Origin of the sequence: Serratia sp. BIGb0163 (assembly GCF_024809935.1) — a bacterium.
Classification (GTDB): Bacteria; Pseudomonadota; Gammaproteobacteria; order Enterobacterales; family Enterobacteriaceae; genus Serratia; species Serratia quinivorans.
This window is the reverse complement of sequence record NZ_JANUDZ010000002.1, coordinates 66,090-84,915: the sequence shown is the minus strand read 5'-3', so window position 1 is coordinate 84,915 and position 18,826 is coordinate 66,090. Positions and strand designations below refer to the sequence as shown.

Sequence of the window (18,826 nt, the reverse complement as noted above, 5' to 3'; positions counted from 1 at the left end):
GCACTATTTAAGTTACAGAGGATTTCATGTCTGATTCGACATTCCCGCAAGGGTTTTTATGGGGCGGCGCCTTGGCCGCCAACCAGTCTGAAGGTGGCTATCTGGAGGGCGGAAAAGGGCTGACCACGGTCGACATGATCCCCCATGGCCCCAACCGCATGCCGGTAAAACTGGGCCTGGAAAAGCGCTTTAGCCTGCGCGAAGACGAGTTTTACCCGAGCCACGACGCCATTGATTTTTACCACCGCTACCGCGACGACATTGCGCTGATGGCGGAGATGGGCTTTAGCGTATTCCGCACCTCCATCGCCTGGAGCCGGATTTACCCGAACGGCGACGAGCTGACGCCCAACCCGGAAGGCATCGCCTTCTACCGCAGTCTGTTCGAAGAGTGCCGCAAATACGGCATCGAGCCGCTGGTGACCCTGTGCCATTTCGACGTGCCGATGCACCTGGTGACCGAGTATGGCTCCTGGCGCAGCCGCAAGATGGTGGAGTTTTTCACCCGCTATGCCCGCACCTGCTTCGAAGCCTTCGACGGGCTGGTGAAATACTGGCTCACCTTCAACGAGATCAACATTGTGCTGCACAGCCCGTTCTCCGGCGCAGGACTAGTGTTTGAAGCAGGCGAGAACCCCGAGCAGGTAAAATACCAGGCCATACATCACGAACTGGTGGCCAGTGCGCTGGCAACGCGCATTGCGCACGAGGTGAACCCCGCCAACCAGGTGGGCTGCATGCTGGCCGGCGGCAATTTCTACCCCTGGTCCAGCAAGCCGGAAGACGTGTGGGCCGCGCTGGAAAAAGACCGCGAGAACCTGTTCTTTATCGACGTGCAGGCCCGTGGCGCCTACCCTTCTTACTCTGCCAGGGTATTCCGCGAGAAAGGCGTGAGCATCGCGATGGAAGAAGGCGACAGCGAGATCCTGAGGAACACCGTCGATTTTGTCTCCTTCAGCTATTACGCCTCGCGCTGCGCCTCTGCCGATATGAACGACAACAACAGCAGCGCCGCCAACGTGGTGAAATCCCTGACCAACCCGCATATTCCGCGCAGCGACTGGGGCTGGGGCATCGATCCGCTGGGTTTGCGCATCACCATGAACATGATGTACGACCGCTACCAAAAACCGCTGTTTCTGGTGGAAAACGGCCTGGGCGCGCACGACGAGTTCAACGCCGACGGCGAGATAGCCGACGATTACCGCATCAGCTACCTGCGCGAACACATCCGCGCCATGGCCGACGCCATCGCCGACGGCGTGCCGGTGATGGGCTACACCACCTGGGGCTGCATTGACCTGGTGGCGGCTTCGACCGGGGAAATGAGCAAGCGCTATGGCCTGGTTTACGTCGACCGCGACGACAACGGCAACGGCACCCTCGCCCGCACCCGCAAGAAATCTTTCTGGTGGTACAAACGAGTGATTGCCAGTAATGGGGCCGATTTGGGGTGATGGGGGTGGGTGCGATGAGTACCGATGGTGGTGATAGTTGCGAGCTGGATTCCAGACCTGACAGTAAGCCCCTGTAATTCTATACAGGTTGTTTTTTAGCCTTTCCGTCGGAGTTATAGTCTGTTGGCTGCGGCACAATCCGCAGCCGGAGTTAGCGTTCCGAATCCCCCAACCCTGTCCGAATATGGTATAAATTCGGCATGCCGATGCGCACCCAAACAATGGTGGCTCGGGTGGTGCTTCCTCCGGGAAGGCCGGGATCCGTTGGGGCCGGTTACGCTAACTCCGCTCGAGCTACCACCCCGAGTTTAGCGTCTCTTTTGGTAGCGGTATTTCTCCCCCCAATGGAAATGACCGATATGGAAAACATCAGCCGCAATATAGATTCAGAAACAGTCACCAGCACCCTCACTCTTTATCGGGAGCTGTTTAGCAAAATCGACTTGCAAGAGTTAACACCATCACAACTTCTCGATCTGGCTGCATTATCGGCAGAACAGGCAGAAGGCTTGTGCAACGGATTGATACTGTTCAATGAGCTTCTGCAACATAATTCTCGGCTCAATGCCCTCGACTGGGAACATGTAAACGGTTATTTGAATGCAACTGCTCATCTGCTCCCTGCACTATGTAACCTGCATGGCCGGGCATTGAGAGAAATGGAATTTCACGATGTCATGAAGTAAACGTGCTGGCTTCGTGAACAATCAGCAACAGGGTAGATTTCAGCCAGCCCTGTTGTATCAGGTCCAGACCACTCATTTTCAGCCATTGTACTGGATATTTATCCAGACATCTTTCAACTGGGTATAATGAGTGATAGGCTATCACTAAATCATTCCTAATTTGGAAGAGTCATTATGCAAGAGTTGCATGAACGTGCGAAAAATATTCGAGCCGAAGCAGAACAACAACAGTTAGTCCAGCAGGAAGAAGACAAGGCACTCGTCGAAAAACTGGCGGGCATTTACGATCAGAAAGCCATCGCTGAGCTTCTGCGTGAAGTCAGTGGCAGCAGCGAATGGACGCGAGAGTCTCTCAATCGCTGGCTTAAAGGGAAAACACCGCAAAAGGTTCTGACAGAAAGAGAGGTGGTATTCCTGCAATCAATGTTACCAAAACCTTCGGCGTTTCATCCGAACTATAAGTTTCGTTTTATTGACCTGTTTGCAGGTATCGGCGGTATTCGTAAAGGGTTTGAAGAGATTGGTGGGCAGTGCGTGTTTACCAGCGAATGGAACAAAGAGGCCGTTCGCACCTACAAAGCTAACTGGTACTGTGACCCCGCGCAGCACAAGTTCAACTCGGATATTCGCGAAATAACCCTTAGCGAAAATGATGATATACCTGATCAAGAAGCATATAAAAATATAGACAAAGAAATCCCTGATCATGATGTCTTATTGGCAGGTTTTCCATGTCAGCCTTTTTCCCTGGCAGGAGTATCAAAGAAGAACTCTCTGGGGAGAGCTCACGGTTTTGAGTGTGAAACCCAGGGGACATTGTTCTTTGACGTAGCCCGAATTATTGCTGCTAAAAAACCTGCAATTTTCCTGTTAGAAAACGTCAAAAACCTTAAAAGCCATGATAAAGGGAAAACTTTTAAAATTATCATGGAAACACTGGATGAACTGGGTTACGAAGTTGCTGATGCCCGAGATACAGGTCCTGGCGATCCTAAAATCATCGATGGAAAAAATTTCTTACCCCAACATCGCGAACGCATTGTACTGGTTGGATTCCGTCGTGACTTGAATATTCATGGTGATTTTTCACTCAAAAAATTGAACCAGTTCTTCCCGAAGAAAAGACCATCATTTGGTGAACTACTACTCAAGGATGTTCCTCCAAAATATATTCTTACAGAACATCTGTGGAAGTATCTTTATAACTATGCAAAAAAACACCAGGCAAAAGGCAATGGTTTCGGCTTTGGTTTAGTGAATCCGAAAAATGAATCAAGCATTGCCAGGACGCTTTCAGCCCGTTACCACAAAGATGGTTCAGAGATCCTGATTGATCGAGGCTGGGACATGGATCTTGGAGAGAAAGATTTTGCAAACCCCGAGAATCAGGCAAATCGACCTCGTCGTTTGACACCAAAAGAATGTGCCCGGATTATGGGATTCGAGATTCCTGATGATGGAAATGAGTTCCGTATCCCAGTATCGGACACTCAGGCATATCGGCAATTTGGTAACTCAGTAATTGTGCCGGCATTCGCAGCCGTAGCTAAACTACTGGAGCCTTACATTGCTTCTGCTGTTTCAAAAGACAAAAGTGAAGCTGCATAAGGTAAATTATGGCTGACGTACACTCCCCCTCAATCAGAAGCAAGAACATGAGGGCGATACGTAATCAAAATACAGCCATTGAGAAATTGTTATCCCGGGTTCTGGATGAAGCTGGGATAACTTACCGCACCCAAGTATCAGATCTCCCTGGTAAACCTGACTTCGTTATTGATGACTACAAAGCCACAATTTTCGTCCACGGCTGCTTCTGGCATCATCATGATTGTTACCTGTTCAAAGTGCCCGCGACAAGAACCGAGTTTTGGCTAAAAAAGATCGATTCAAATGTCAGGCGGGATAATGACGTCACCCGACTACTGACAGAACAAGGCTGGCGTGAATTGATCATCTGGGAGTGTTCTCTGAAAGGCCGAATAAAGCTTTCAGCTAACGCATTATCAGAAAGGATTGAAGAGTGGTTATGTGCAAGCGACTCACATGCTGTTATTGATTCCAAAGGTATTCATCAATTAAATAATTAGCATCGTAATACTCCCGTCAAGTTAATTTCCCTTCTCAAGAAAAACTAAAAACCTCATCTTTCATCATCGACATCTATTCAATAACATGGATAATTAATCTTTAATTATGAGTTAGATTGCACAACTCATGGGCCTCCTATGTGGCCGTCTGGTATCTTAACTTCATAGTTAGTTAACGAAGAATTTTATTGGATAACTGATATATCCATATCAAAAAATTCCCCGTTACAGATATCAAAACTGCCCTGCCCGACCATACAAATGCACTCTGGTGCATGTAGACAAACCGTTTGCTCTATAACCGGAAAATCACTATGAATCAGATACTAAGGGACATTTTTTATGTCGCGGCCGGGAAACATTTGAGTGCTGTTGATGCAGACTCGTCCCGTTCAAACCAGCATGAGATCGGTGGATTGGTTAAAGTGGGGTTTGGAGAGGTGCTGGGTAAACCGGGGAAAACTGAAACGTTTGAATTCGCCTGTAAGATGGTCTATTTCAATGATGAAATGGAAGACCCACTTATTGTAGATGATCGTGTCACTTGGTATGACTCTCGTCGCCGCTCACCTACACGTTCACCTGAATATCGTCTCTATTACCATGATAATTATGTGACAGAGCTTCTCCAGGAAGGTGACTTTTTTCTAATAGCACTACAAGAGAATAGCACTCTCCTTATGTGTTTTTCACCAGCAGGCACCAATATAGAAGCACAGCTTCGAAACCTATTCGGACTGACTGGCGAGCTAAATGAAAGCTTTCAGTCCTCGAAAATTGGAAATAAAAAACTTCTACTCCCCGTGCAAATGCTGCTCGAACAACTTGGTGTCACCTTTGAACCAGGGCAGGAAGGTGATGAAGAACTATTGGCATTTTTGCTCGAACGTTATCCAAACGGCCTACCCAAATCCAACGAGTTCTCCGAGCTTGCTCGCTCACGTAAACCTGCCGCCCCTCTTGAAGACCCAGATGATGCGTTGATGATCTGGCTGACAGAAGAAGAACATCTGTTTAGAACCTATGAACGACATTTAGTCCGTGCACGATTACTGCAAGGTTTTGGGGATGATGGTTGTGATGTTGACGCATTTGTTGCTTTTTCATTGAGCGTCCAAAATCGTAGAAAGTCGCGCGTAGGTTTTGCTTTCGAGAATCATCTGAGCCATCTTTTTAAACTGCATGGCTTGCAATTTGAGAAGGGTTCATCAAAAAACACTACAGAGAATCGTTCAAAACCTGATTTTCTATTCCCTTCCTTCAAGGCTTATCTTGACGATAACTTCCCTGAAGAAAAGCTGTTTCTACTAGGTGCAAAAACAACATGCAAAGATCGTTGGCGTCAGGTTCTGGCCGAAGGTGATCGTGTTACAACTAAATATTTGGTAACTATTCAACCTAGCATCAGTGTCAATCAATTATTTGAAATGAAAAATAAATCATTACAGTTGATTGTTCCTTTACCTATTTGGGAAACGTACCCAGAAGGCTCTCAACAACAACTAACGAGCATTTGTTCATTTATAAATAAAATAAAATCACATAATAATGTATAGCTTTATAAAAAATATTATCCAGTTTTTAATATTTCACTAATAGTTATATGAAAATTAACTTAATCGGCAACAAAAATTAGCACCCCACTCTTGCTGCCGATTGCCCCATGCATAACAAACAATGTTACAACCACGAACCGAAACACAACATAATACATTAATTTAAAGAATGCAACACCACTCTTATAGAGTAAAATAAATACAAACACTAATGAACACGGCGCCAACTGGTTCTTATTTTTATTCTAACACTTACTTCCTTATCTTCAACTACACTAAGATCATTATTTTTATTTATAACTCTAATAGTGTAGTGCGTTGAGTTCATTTCTTTTGATATTTCAAAAGTATCATTTTCTTTAGCATTTACATCTCTAAAGTAATTTTTCATATGCGTTATTCTGTATTCATTCCTAGTTCCTTCAGGATCATGAATTTTATTATTATAATAAACAAACCGAAATCTTCTCCCTATTCCATTTTCATCAATCACTTCTATCCATGCATCTGGATTTTTAATAGATGGATCAAGAAAAGGCAGGAAAGTAAGTAGTTCCGAGTTGGTTTTTGGAACCAATATTCCCGCCTGATGAGCTCCTGTAGTGCCTACATCATTTGCACTAAGTACCTTACTGAATATTTTTTTCATTATATACTCCTTGGCGTTATTTCTAGCGCACGTTTGAGATCTATGGCATCCCTGGTAGAAACAGGAATGCTTTCATTCGCTAGTTCGCTTTTCCACTGTGAACGCTCGATCATTATTTCCTCAACAGTATCTTTGTAGAAAAGTCGGAAGATAGTGACTGGCTGTGTTTGACCTCTACGATGAGCTCTAGCGCTTGCTTGCGCTTCCAATGCAGGATTCCATACGGGTGTAAAATGAATAACCACTGTTGCAGCCGTGATATTTAGGCCTGCGCCGGCAGCTTTGGGATTAAGGATCAAACATCCCGGACAATCACTAGCCGAGAACTCGTCTATTATCTTCTGTCGTATATCCTGGGGAGTGCTGCCATTAATCGCTCCCCAATAAACCGTTGAGTAATCCACAAAGGCCTCTCTCAATAAGTCTCCTATCCTGTTAAAAATGGAAAAAACTATAACTTTTTTCCCATTCAAAAATGCTTCTTCGAGAAGAGTAATTGCCCGTTCCATTTTAGGAGTGATAAAAGGAGATGTATGCGCACGTATAATTTCCGCATTCTCTCCATTTAGATCACTCTCACAATCTTGCTGTTGGAGCCAAGGATGTGCACAGAATAACTGTAATTGAAGCGTAGCAACCAACGCCCCAGCAATAGGATAATTTGCAAAAGTAGTTTCGCGGACATACAAATAATCACTTGATAACTGTTCATCCAACTCAAGTGGAACATCAATATCGAGTCTTTCAGGAAGATCACTAGCAACATCCGCAACCCTGCGCTTTAATATTATGGGGTCAGTGAAGCAACCAACCGCTTTGGCGGATTCAATACTATCAGGGTAATTTAATTCAAACTCATCACGCTTCCCAAGCAACCCTGGTATTGCAAAATCAGTCAATGACCAAAGATCTAACAGCCTATTTTCTACTGGAGTGCCCGTCATTGGTATAGTTCGTCGACGTGGTATCTTAGCTATAGCTTGACGCCTCTTCGAATCTGGATTTTTTATGGCCTGTGCTTCATCACAGATCACCCATGACCATTCGAAAGAAGAAAATAAGGAAATATCATTAACCATCGTATCATAAGTAGTAATTACGACATTTGCTCGTTGAAGTCCACTATAGACCCCAGTTCTTTCTGGCCCACGATGAACCATCACAGATATATTTTTTGCAAACCGAGAAAACTCTCTGACCCAGTTTAAAATTAAACTAGTTGGACACACAATCAGTGCTGGCGCTTCATTATCAAGTGGTTCCATTAACAACAATGCAATTATTTGGATAGTTTTCCCAAGACCCATTTCATCTGCAAGAATAATTCCTCCCGTATGACAAAGCGTTTCCCACATCCAGCCAACACCACGTGCCTGATAAGGGAACAGCGTAGCTGTCAGGCCTGGTATTTTAATTTCTTCGCTAAAATCATTAGCCGTAATCTGACCTGCCTTGAGAAAAATTTCGTCAGGTTCAATGCCTATTGCATAATCTTTTCTGCGCAAAAGTTGAATTGCAAAACTGTAGGAAATATTTTCATGATCATAACCTTTCATTATATCTGAGAATAAGTACACCGCATCCCGCGGAAGAGGGCGAATTATAGTTCCATCTACCACCCATGAATGATAAATAGTTGGCGCCCTAAAAATACTTTTGGTTCCCCTAACAACACGCATACCCGCAAGTTGCACCACGGTATTCATTTCAGACTTGCTGATGATAATGAGCGGATCGAGGACATGTTCAGAAATAGTGAAACCTTCAGGAGCAACTTTTCTAAGTTCCTCTATAGTATGCGGCAAGTGTGTAAAATCGGTCATAACAGTGGCACCTTTATCAAACTTCTGAGCTCCTCGATCCCAAAGGGATATGGACGCCTTGAATGAACCGCACGATGGCAGTTTGGACAAATAGGCACTAGATCGACACGAGGATCGTAAGGTCGTGGTTCTGTAAGCGAAGCCAAAGGTTCTAGGTGATGAACTTCTATGATAGAACCAGCCTCTCCATACACCCGCCTTGGTTCACACCCGCAGATTACGCATTTCTCACCATAAATGCGAATGCATAGGAGCCGATTACGTGGATTTCGCTCTCTACGTTTCACTACTGATTGCGATATTCCCCCCTCAAAAATAGGGATTTCATTATCTGAGAGCTCATCAATGACGTCGTATCCTATGAGTTCAGCCATGGCTGCCATCATTGGTACAATAACATCATGACAAGTGGCAATAACCGATGCATCTTCTAATGGTTGTTCAAGATCTCGAATTTTTGCTGTCATCCGGAAAGTACCGTTTGAGATACTCCACTCAGCAATATTTTGCCCAGAGACTAGAACCACAATATCCTTACGAATCGTAGCTACTAACGCACGAGCCAACTGGATGTCTTCCGAAGACGCATTTTGAATTTGTCTTAGTACCACTCCAGAAAACTTTCCGAAAGTTAAATCTATACGATGTCCCTTTAACCCATAGGGACGGAGTTCTGCTAGGGGACCGTGGTTCTCGTCCAGATCGTCAAACCAGATTCGAAGACCACTACGCAATCCACTAAGATCAACCGCAGCAGCGATCCTCGCACCAGTACCTTCTTCCAATTCTCTTACAATCAGTTGCTTCTTTTCTGTAAGCATCTCAATCTTCTTCAGCGGTCAGTTCACTTGGTTCTGGGTCTGGGACATTACGTAGGAGCTTTCGAAGGTTATTCGAAATCTCTGAACGGATATCTTCAAAAATTGGCTCTAGTTCTTCGTTGGTATTATTCTGCTCTGCCACTGCAAAAGCCCACAAAAGTATATCCATTCCTTCAACCGCATACCCATTCGCCGCTGCCCGTTTATAGATCTTCTGGTAGAAGTCATGATGCTTATTAAGTAATACAGCTGGCACATAACCGCTTTCATTAGGACTACGAAGTGCGGGCTGCCAAAGTTCACCAGAAGTTATATCTTCCACTGCCTCAACATAAACAGTTTCAGTATTTACATGGCTTTGGACCTGCACACGAAGCTTGATTTTTGGCCCCAAATTGTTGGATATGAAAGCTGATTGCGTTTTCTGATCAACAGATGTTACTTTCGGTTTTTCGGCATTTTCCGTACCAGCAATATTTTTATTGGAACTAGAATGATCAATTACTTGAGAGTTTACTTGTTGGGAATTCTTCCTACGATAGCGATTTTTTGCTTCTCTGTAGATGGGTTTTAGGATTTGTTCTAAACCCTCAATAAGATCAGGATGAAACAAAATTCGAGATTTTTTCACATCAATGTGAAATGCGTCATCCAGTTTATGGCCGAAGTCAAATTCAATACGTAATAAAGAACTATGGGGTTCAATAACACCAAAGACACCCATCCAGCCACCATATTGAATTAGGCGACCTTCACGATATATGTAAAAGCCTTGGGCCTTGTTCGATATGCGTGCTTGAGCCTTCTCATCATCAGTCATATCCCTACTGTGAGGAAGGATCCATGCTTTCATATTCGCAATATCGACTGAATTATCGGGTAGCTCTACCTCAAGATTTTGAAACTTTTCCTGCAGAACCTGTTCTGCCTTACTTGGATAAAACGGATTCCATGGTTCTACCGCTTTGCCATCAATGAATATATCAATATTGCGTTCACGAACGTCTTGTTTGTCTAAAAATCGGTGATAAACGAGTGAAACATGCTTAGTTATGCTTGAGATAAGCCTATTGATAGCATTTTTTTCGTTGGTACTACCGGGTTCATACTCCTTTGTTAAAATTCTGTCACACTTTTCCCAAATGAGAAGCGTTCCTGTTTCACCACATAACTCACTAAACTTTTCTTGTTCATCTGCAGTGATTGGCTCATTAAGCATCTCCCACGCATCGCGCGCTGCGACATGCTCCAAATCCCAAGCAAGTTTGGTCAGATTTTGGCTATTTGAGTCTCTCGAAATCAAGGTATACTTAAGACAAGCAGAGCTAGAAGCTGTCTTCAGGCCAAGTCCGAATTTTCCTAAACTTTCCGGATTTTCTCGCTCAGCAGCTCCATAACGCATAGCCTTATGGATACCTTCGGCATTCATGCCTTTCCCGTTATCACCGAAATAAACTTTTTTCGGCCGTCATAATGCAACATAATCTCGATATTTATCTGATCCGCATCTGCAGCAATCGAGTTGTCGATAATATCAGCTGATGCAGTCTTAACGTTGTACCCAGTGTCTCTGAGACCAAAGATTAACCGGGTCGCATCAGGTTCATTTACTAGGTCATTTTCTAAATTATTATTCATTCCAGAGTCCCGTATTAATTAGACTTGTTAAGTATTTAACCTATATTTAGTAAGTGGAATATTACCTATCTGATTGACTAATGGTCAACCGAGATGAAAGACAATGCTGTGCTGTAATCAGTGGAATAATCCCTATATTGATTGATACTGGGCACAACATTTCATCCCCCAGCCAACCTCACACACTGCTGCCGCATACCATCAAAAATGCATGCCACTAGTTCCGGTGGGAACGAAGCAGGCAGCAGTCCAGCGACACGATCAATGACTCCCGGAGTATCCGCGAGGAGCTCTTCAATAATGGATTCAACCTCATACTGGCCTAACCCAGTTATTTCACCGTGTTTTATCCAGTGACGGCGTCGGATCTGGCTAATGAGGTAATGGTTACTGCTACCGCGAACGGCCATTGCCAGTTTGCACTTCTGCCAGGCTATCTGGCTATTCCCCTGGCCAATCACTGGCCACGCGGATAACACATCGTACAGTGGCGTCATGTGGTAACGATTTTGTGGTAAATGCGCAAGACTGAAATTCTTTGCGTGGCCATCGGTCGCAGCCAGTAGCCAAAAGATAATCTGCGCCTTAAAAAAGTGTCTGCGATCTGCTGCAGCCTGATCTGAACGACTCAGAACTTCCATAATATCTGTAATACCGGGGCCACCATCTGACTGGTACTTCCTCAGTGGCGAAAAGCCCAGAGCCTGGCACATATCTTCTTGCGGCAGGCGGATCCACCACTGTTTATCGCTTGAAAGTTTTCTGTCAAAACGCTCAACGACCAGTGCCTTTTGATCTTCAAATTGCGCAATAGCCGTTCTTGCGACAGGCACTCCATAGTGTTCAAGAATGAGAGAACAGAGCCACTCATTCTCAATGGATGTGCTCATATCAGCTCGCATATTGCCCACCAGCCCCAGCGCTAATTTGAAAATATGCGTGGTCGGCGTATTTCCCTCAGGCAAACACCACTGATTGTCATGCCACAACAGCGCTGTTTTTTCCTGAGCGCCGGCAATAGATAAACGTAGGTCGTCATCCTGGCCATGTTGCCCCGGTAACACCGTGGCAGTATTGCGAAGCATCTCGGCAATTTGCGCCTCTGAAAGCGGGCGCTGCCTGATGGAAAAGATCTGGGCGGGTTGCTCGTCAATATCAAGAAGCTGTATAGCGCCAACGCAATCACGGCCAAGCTCAGCCAGTAAATCAAAGGGATCCAGACTTTCGGCATGATAACGCATTGCCAGACGTCGGCGGATCCCTTCGCTATCAGGCAGCAGGTTATCGAAATAATCGCGTACTACGTTGCCGCGATAAGGTTGATTCCCCGGCGTGAAAGGCAACGAAAGCGACAAAGGCCGCCCCTGACTATCAGCAATCCAGTCAGGGTGATATTCCAGCCGATCTTCACCTTTGTGCTTTTCCCAGTATCCCACCGGAATACCGTTCATCCAGATAGCTAAGCGTTGTTGCGAACGGCGCATCTCATCACCACTGTTCCCGTCTGGCGGGTGAGTTTCTATGTTCGGCAGAAGCTTCTTCGGTTTCACATCCCGGAGAGGTAAGCTCTGATGAAAACACCATTTCAATACCCAGCACATTAAACACCCTAAACAAACGTTCCAGGCTGGCTGATGCCGGGTTTGACTCCAGGCGAGCATAGGTCTGCTGGGTGATGCCCAGCCTCTCAGAGACGTCTTTTTGCGTCAGGCCTTTTGCTTTACGGAAACCCACCAATAAAGGACGTAGCTGGCTTAGTGTTTTTAACGGATAGACGGTATTCATAGATAGCGGCTCGCTGTCTTATCGCTGTGTACAGATTATAAGCTGTATCATTCACATTACACCCCACAGGCTGTAAATGCAAAATACAGCTTATAGGGTGTTAAATTATAAATACAGCTTAAAGACTGTTAGATAAGCTAAATTTATGCCGAAAAAAATCCACGCCGAAACGTGGATTGAATTTCATAGCCAAGGCCAGGCATCGCTTTATTCAAAGTGAACTGCGGGGTTATCCGCCAGTGAAACAAAATTCTTGGTATTTTTATCCAGCGTGCGGATCTCGCCACTTTCGATGTCGTACACCCAGCCGTGCAGACGCAGGCCGTTGTTGCGCAGACCCACGGCAACGGACGGGTGAGTCTTAATGTTATTTAGCTGGGCGATGACGTTCTCTTCGACCATAGCGTTAACTTTGTCGATTTCGTTATCCCACGTTTTCTTCTCTACCACCGCTTTGGCCGCGTCCGCATAGTGCAGCCAGTGGGCCACAGCAGGCATCGGGTCAAGGCACTGGCAAGAGGCTATCGCCTTCATGGCGCCACAGTTCGAGTGGCCGCAAATCACGATATCCGTGACGCCCAGTGCCACCACCGCGTATTCGATGGTCGCCGACACGCCGCCCGGTTCCGGGCCAAAGGAAGGAACGATGTTGCCTGCGTTACGGATAACGAAAAGCTGCCCCGGATCTTGCTGAGTCACAAGCTCGGGTACCAGGCGGCTGTCAGAACACGAAATAAAAAGCGCTTTAGGGTTCTGGCTGGAGGCAAGGCTGCGGAAGAGTTCCTTACGCTGTGGGAAAATCTCTTTCTGGAAGCTGAGGAAACCTTCAATGATATGTTGCATAGCACGCTCTCTGGATCGGTAGTATCGATAACATGATAATCATCACTCCCGGTTAGTCCAGTATCTATTGGAGGGAAATGAACGTTCAGGGGACTGCGGATCGTGCCTGCAAAAGTGGCAATGACGAGTAGCGGCAACGCGGTTAAATTGGGGATAACCGCCCTCTGCGCATTCTTTAATTGAGGGGGTGACCGTGAACTCCCCCCACTTATTGAGCACGGATAGGTCGTTGCCCCTACCTTAATGGGTATATAACTACTGATTCAATTCCTGTAGCAGCCTGGTGTTGATATACAGCTTTTCACGGCCAACTCTCATTTCCTCCAGAATACCAATTTCTACCAGTTGCTTAAGATACGTTGATGCCGTCTGACGCTTGGCTACACCGCGTTCCACAAGGTTATCGATCCGGCAATACGGCTGCGCAAAAAGCTATTCAGGATACGGCCCGTTCGCCCGTTCCCGTCAGGAAAGGGATGAATACACTCAAACTGATAGTGCGCAATAGCCATTTTTACTAGTGGATCTAAATCATCATCGCCGTGTATGAATCGCTCCCAATTCGCCAGTAAGTTACCAATAGCGTCTTCATCTACGGGGAGGGTGTACACAGCGTTTTTGTTCTGATCGCGCAATACCGTACCCGGCGTTTTCCTGATATCGGTTTGCACTGCGCGTAATTTGGTACAGATAGTTATCGCGGTGTTTGTACAGAGCGGATAAGCCTCGAGGTGGGTGTAGCCATCATAAAGTGCTGTACGATAGCGCAGCGCTTCCTTGGTGGCCGAATCTGCGCCATCTGCGTGATCTGCATACTGGAAGAGCTGATCGCTGGTAGTCACGATATTCTCAATGCGCGAAGAGTCTTTCGCTTCCAGCATAGGAAGGATATTAATCAGCAAACCCTGATCGGGGATCAGCTCACCTGCAGTTTTCAACTCTGCGATCGCTGCGCGCGCACTTATGCACGCTTTGAGTACATTGCGCGTTTCAACACGCTCCAGATCGGGCGGCAGTATCGGCAAATCGTTGTAAGGAGTTTCTGGATCCCAGTTCATATGTTTATAAAAACCGTTTTCATCGACATATAGCCATCTCATGTCGATGCCATAAACATGTCACGCCATCATGTTTAAAAAATTGCATTTTATCGATATATCACCGGAACCTGTCGATACCCTAGATCTATCCCAACCATATGTTTAAAAAACGAATTTCATCGACACAGAGTCGGAATATGCCGCTGTCATAAACACGTTGGGGGTTAGGTTTAAAAAGGTCATTTTTATCGACCTATCTGGATATGCAGCGTAGCTTGCCTGCATAAATTGATTGCACTGCCGAGAGTTTTACTGCCCGTTGGGTTAACTCACTATAAAAATCAGGACATGGCCCGGGTGGATATCTTCGATTACATTGAAGTGTGCTACAGCCGTACCCGGCACCATAGCCATCTCGGTGGCGTCAGCCCTGAGGTCTTCGAAAAGGCCTCGCCGCGAGGACAGAAACTGTCTACCGGAACGGGGGCACTCCACCATGCCAAATTTCAGGCACAAAAAAACCACCTTTCGGTGGCTTCTTGTTCGCGCTGTACTAATGGTGCGAAGGCCGGACTCACACATTGATACAATACAATGAAAAATAAAGATTAACTAATAACTACAAATACATATGCCCCTTTTTGTGCCCCCAGTAAAAATTTCGCACCAAGCATGAGGCTGAATAGTAATTGGAGAATTTTGAGCTGATTCATACAACTCCAATTTAGGAATTCGTACTAAATGAAAACTCAAATGTATACGAAATAATCAGGACGCATCCATGTGCTGAACAAGATTTCGCCCCCTCCTAGTTGCCTTACACAAGAAAGATTTATGGAAAAACTATGCATACTGTTCATGTGTTAAATTTATGATTTTAAATCAATGAATTACATGTAAATTACTCATCACTCAACTATGCACCACTGTGCACGTTTGGTGTATGGTTAGAATTCATAAAACTAAAAACTAGTCTTGACCTGCTCCCCGTTGATTATGGATTGCCCCCCATATTTGGACTGACCCCGCCCCGGTAGACGATCCTGCCCTATAGTTTGGACTGCCCCCCCGCCGGTAGACGATCCTGCCCTATAGTTTGAGCATAGCAACTGTTTTTATCCGCTGAAGATGCGAATGGATAACGGGCCGGAGCTGATATCACTGGCTCTGGCACAGTGGGCTGAGGACCATGGCGTGATGCTGGAATTTATCAAGCCAGGCAAACCGACTCAAAACGCCTTTATCGAACGGTTTAACCGAACTTACCGGACCGAAATACTGGATTTTTATCTGTTCAGAACACTGAGTGAAGCACGGGAAATAACGGAACGTTGGCTGAATGAATACAACAGTGAACGGCCTCATGAATCCCTGATTTAGCCTGGCGCTTATTTGGGGAAGAGATCACAAGGCATGATTCACTGAAGTGGCGTCTTTTCCCCTCAGTTTCAGGAGGATGGTATAGCGTGATTTCCTATCAACGAGAGTAGCAATGTGCGTATTTTTTGTGCCCGAGACTAAGTCACCTTCCCAGTGGCCAACCGAACGCCGATTGTCGATATGCCTCGAGCGCTCATGAATAGAGATACCATTGACGATATTAATCGTCCCTCGCTCCCTTTTGCGAGAATGGCGTTTTCCATGACGTAGACTGTGGGAACGACGCAGATGCTTTACCAGCAGATGATGTAAGGCGTCTCGGGTACGGAAATACAGGGTTTAATAAATCGTCTCTGCTGATATTTGCATCGTTTTTCGGTGATGCGCTGTTTTTTTAAGCCATACGGATATTTGTTCAGGAAACCATTTGAGCTCCAGTTTTTCCAAAACCAAATCCCGCAGATCCACGTTTATCTCCACCAAACAGCGCTTAGGCCTTTTGGCCATTCGGTTCGCCCTGTTGTTCGCAACCACCGCTTTGTAATAGCGTCGGCCACGGTTATGTTGAACTTCTCTTGAGATAGTAGAAGGCGAACGATTGACTGATTGCGCAATAGCTCTGATACTTTTTTTAGCAGAGAGCCAACACGTATTTCTTCCCGTTCAGATAAAGTTAAATGTGATACAGCACATTTACGCACGTTGGGAATCATGCCCCCAGAGTCTCTTACAATAGTGAAAATGGCGCCTGGCTTAGAATATAGGGTTGTAGCAATCTCACTGAAGACGATGCCGTTCATCCATGAATCGAAAACAAACTATTTTTCCACTGCCGATAATGTACGGTTTCATTCAATAATCCTCCGCTACTCCATGTTTTAGCATCGATGTTGCATTGATCAATTGAATCTACAGTAGCCTTTTTTAATATTTCGTTTCCATTTCAATGCGTTGTGTTTTTTTGTAGCTCACGTATTTCGATTTTTTCCTAAGGTATCGGGGAGGCTTTTGGCGTTTTGCCCTGACGCTCATCACGCAGTTGTTTGCCCCATTGCGTCATCGTGGAAGACCAACATCTATAGCCTTGGACAAGTCTCAGCTTGGCCCTTGTCCTTTAGTCGTAGCATCACCTTATTGCAGCGTCAGTGATGGGTGTTTTAATCGACAACTAGATGAGACGATTCGCGTTTGAATTCAGGGCTAAAATTTCTTCTTTATTGGTGCACCTGTGTTGTTCTGAGGTGACCATATCACCTCGCTTCAGGAGGCCAATTTCTCCATACCACTCCAGCGCGAGGCAGCACCGGCCATCGTCATTCCCCCCCATTTTGGTGGTTTTGCCAATAGACGAGGCCCGAGCCCCCCCAATGCGTTATTCCCAGTCTATAATGACAACCTTCGACCCAGAGTAACTACCAGCTGTTAATCCGGTCGCGTCCACTGTACTAATCAGAGGAATAGTAGCATTGGGTGACGCCATAACCCGTGTCTGAAGTTGGCCGTCAGCACCGACGTATAGGTTTGAACCTAGAGTCGAGGGGCCGGACGAAAGGGTCATCCCAGAGGTTGAGACGGAGGCAGTCACAGTGGTCGCGGATGAGCACTCCACACCGATACGTCCGGTACTCCTACTGTAGACAGTCCCAATATTCTGACTCCGATGTTGGATAGATTCACTGGCCGTTACGTTGCACAACACAGGTTGCGGCTGGATGTCCATAGAGCAGTCCTTGGAGACCCTCCCGGACACACATACATGCACAACCGAATGAAAAATAAAGATAAGCTATGAACCACATCTGGGTATGCCCCTTTTTGTGCCCCCAGTAAAATTTTCGCACCACCTATAAGCATACGGTCCGTCACAGTATATGGAGTTAATTATTCCAACTCCATTCCCAATATTCGAACTAAACGAAAACTCAAACATATGCATAACATAAGGAATGCACCGCCTAGTTGTTCAAACTCACTCGATCTTTACACATTTATTTACGCAAGAAAGATTTATGGAAAAAATACCCACACTGTTCACATGCCTATTTTAATTTTTAAATCAATACAGTACATATATCACACTCATCACGTATCTAGACACGACTATGCACCTTGGGCGCACACCGTACAGGCCCTCCACGAGATTCACCCAGGACCGCATCCGCCCCCCCAATGGTAAGCCGATTCCGTTCGCGGTGCCGCTGTACAGCCCACGGTCGTCCGTAGGACCTTTATGGGTTTTATCCCCTGACCTCACGCGTTTGTGATATAAATGATCACACTGTACTTCCTACCTCACAATCAACAATCGGTACCCAGGTACAAAATTGCAGTCATGTCACCCGAGGTGATCTAATACCAACCGCGGTGACTGGAGCGGCACGGTTCCGACCGTAGACGCATGGTGACGTTACTTGCGGGTACAACAACATCACGCTATGCAGCGGAGCGAGACATGTAGCACAAGCAGCCATGTCAGTCCCAAGTCACTGTTATCAGTTTAGCCCCGTGGTAGACCCCGGGCCGGGTAGTTACGGTGTCGATGAAACTGATCAGGGTTACATCCCCTCGCGGATTTGCATGTAAACGTGTCGATTGTTGACCGGTTTCGTCCACATAAATGCGAGATTCAAGCAGTCCGTCGGCGGATGCGAGGTCCAGATAGGTGTCGCCAACAGATATGGTCACATCTGTTTCTCTATTACATTCGATGTTCAGTTGACCGTAGGCTGTTGCTCGGACCGATCCTACATTGGTAGTGCGATGCGTGATCGTCCCAGGCGTGTAGACGTTGCAATGCACGGGTTCAGGATTGCTTTCCATGCGACACTCATCTGGACGTGTGAAGTATGTGTTAGCGTACGCGGAGATGACGTACCCATACTTAGGCCCATAACGGAAAGACACACTAAAGGAGCATGTGTTTGCCCGTGCTGGGTAATAATTAGGGAGATTGGGTGAGTTGAGTGGAAACGAAACCGGCCGCGATAAAATTCTCGTCATTGCCTCCGTCGCCTCATTCTTGGTCATCTTAGTACTAATGAATTCGCCGTAACAATTA

General features: G+C 46.0%; 14 protein-coding genes and 5 pseudogenes. 7 read left to right on the top strand and 12 right to left on the bottom strand.

The window, feature by feature from the left end; all coding sequences use genetic code 11:
* Positions 1-26: 26 nt before the first annotated feature.
* From M2406_RS11250 to M2406_RS11230, 5 genes are all read left to right on the top strand, one after another.
* Positions 27-1,457 (top strand): 6-phospho-beta-glucosidase, encoded by a 1,431-nt coding sequence (locus tag M2406_RS11250; RefSeq protein WP_259190027.1) that lies wholly within the window; start codon positions 27-29, stop codon positions 1,455-1,457.
* 359 nt (positions 1,458-1,816) lie between these two features.
* Positions 1,817-2,143 (top strand): hypothetical protein, encoded by a 327-nt coding sequence (locus M2406_RS11245; RefSeq protein WP_259190025.1) that lies wholly within the window; start codon positions 1,817-1,819, stop codon positions 2,141-2,143.
* Between the two features lie 174 nt (positions 2,144-2,317).
* Positions 2,318-3,751 carry a DNA cytosine methyltransferase gene (locus M2406_RS11240; protein WP_259190023.1) on the top strand — a complete coding sequence of 478 codons (1,434 nt, stop codon included), beginning with the start codon at positions 2,318-2,320 and terminating at the stop codon, positions 3,749-3,751.
* Positions 3,752-3,759: 8 nt separating this feature from the next.
* The gene (locus M2406_RS11235; RefSeq protein ID WP_259190022.1) at positions 3,760-4,233 is read left to right on the top strand and encodes a very short patch repair endonuclease; all 474 of its coding nucleotides are present in this window, start codon (positions 3,760-3,762) and stop codon (positions 4,231-4,233) included.
* Positions 4,234-4,547: 314 nt separating this feature from the next.
* Positions 4,548-5,789 (top strand): type II restriction endonuclease, encoded by a 1,242-nt coding sequence (locus M2406_RS11230; protein WP_259190021.1) that lies wholly within the window; start codon positions 4,548-4,550, stop codon positions 5,787-5,789.
* A gap of 208 nt (positions 5,790-5,997) precedes the next feature.
* On the opposite strand, the gene M2406_RS11225 is transcribed toward M2406_RS11230, so the two are convergent.
* The 9 genes and pseudogenes from M2406_RS11225 to M2406_RS11185 form a co-directional block, all read right to left on the bottom strand.
* Positions 5,998-6,438, bottom strand: coding sequence for an EcoRII N-terminal effector-binding domain-containing protein (locus M2406_RS11225; protein WP_259190020.1), 441 nt, complete (start codon positions 6,436-6,438; stop codon positions 5,998-6,000).
* On the bottom strand, positions 6,438-8,261 hold the full coding sequence (locus M2406_RS11220; protein WP_259190019.1) for a DEAD/DEAH box helicase: 1,824 nt from the start codon (positions 8,259-8,261) through the stop codon (positions 6,438-6,440). Before M2406_RS11220 ends, M2406_RS11225 begins: the two co-directional genes overlap by 1 nt.
* Entirely contained in the window at positions 8,258-9,082 is an 825-nt protein-coding gene (locus M2406_RS11215; RefSeq protein WP_259190018.1) for an HNH endonuclease, read from the bottom strand. Before M2406_RS11215 ends, M2406_RS11220 begins: the two co-directional genes overlap by 4 nt.
* A gap of 1 nt (position 9,083) precedes the next feature.
* Entirely contained in the window at positions 9,084-10,511 is a 1,428-nt protein-coding gene (locus tag M2406_RS11210) for an ATP-binding protein (RefSeq protein ID WP_259190017.1), read from the bottom strand.
* Positions 10,508-10,720 (bottom strand): hypothetical protein, encoded by a 213-nt coding sequence (locus tag M2406_RS11205; protein WP_259190016.1) that lies wholly within the window; start codon positions 10,718-10,720, stop codon positions 10,508-10,510. The genes M2406_RS11210 and M2406_RS11205 overlap by 4 nt, the downstream gene beginning before the upstream one ends.
* Before the next feature lie 161 nt (positions 10,721-10,881).
* Positions 10,882-12,204 (bottom strand): type II toxin-antitoxin system HipA family toxin, encoded by a 1,323-nt coding sequence (locus tag M2406_RS11200; protein WP_259190015.1) that lies wholly within the window; start codon positions 12,202-12,204, stop codon positions 10,882-10,884.
* A 4-nt stretch (positions 12,205-12,208) separates the two neighbouring features.
* Positions 12,209-12,505 (bottom strand): helix-turn-helix domain-containing protein, encoded by a 297-nt coding sequence (locus tag M2406_RS11195; protein ID WP_259190013.1) that lies wholly within the window; start codon positions 12,503-12,505, stop codon positions 12,209-12,211.
* Between the two features lie 207 nt (positions 12,506-12,712).
* Positions 12,713-13,348 carry a carbonic anhydrase gene (locus tag M2406_RS11190; RefSeq protein WP_012005022.1) on the bottom strand — a complete coding sequence of 212 codons (636 nt, stop codon included), beginning with the start codon at positions 13,346-13,348 and terminating at the stop codon, positions 12,713-12,715.
* A gap of 255 nt (positions 13,349-13,603) precedes the next feature.
* A pseudogene (locus M2406_RS11185) lies at positions 13,604-14,406 on the bottom strand (Fic family protein).
* A gap of 315 nt (positions 14,407-14,721) precedes the next feature.
* Here M2406_RS11185 and M2406_RS11180 point away from each other — a divergent pair.
* Positions 14,722-14,844 (top strand): annotated as a pseudogene (locus M2406_RS11180) (IS3 family transposase); the annotation flags it as partial.
* A gap of 663 nt (positions 14,845-15,507) precedes the next feature.
* A pseudogene (locus M2406_RS11175) lies at positions 15,508-15,762 on the top strand (integrase core domain-containing protein); the annotation flags it as partial.
* Positions 15,763-15,795: 33 nt separating this feature from the next.
* Here M2406_RS11175 and M2406_RS11170 read toward each other — a convergent pair.
* From M2406_RS11170 to M2406_RS11165, 3 genes and pseudogenes are all read right to left on the bottom strand, one after another.
* Positions 15,796-16,568: pseudogene (locus tag M2406_RS11170) on the bottom strand (IS30 family transposase); the annotation flags it as partial.
* 114 nt (positions 16,569-16,682) lie between these two features.
* A pseudogene (locus M2406_RS26515) lies at positions 16,683-16,863 on the bottom strand (IS3 family transposase); the annotation flags it as partial.
* 1,377 nt (positions 16,864-18,240) lie between these two features.
* Entirely contained in the window at positions 18,241-18,588 is a 348-nt protein-coding gene (locus M2406_RS11165; RefSeq protein WP_197810135.1) for a hypothetical protein, read from the bottom strand.
* Between the last annotated feature and the right edge of the window lie 238 nt (positions 18,589-18,826).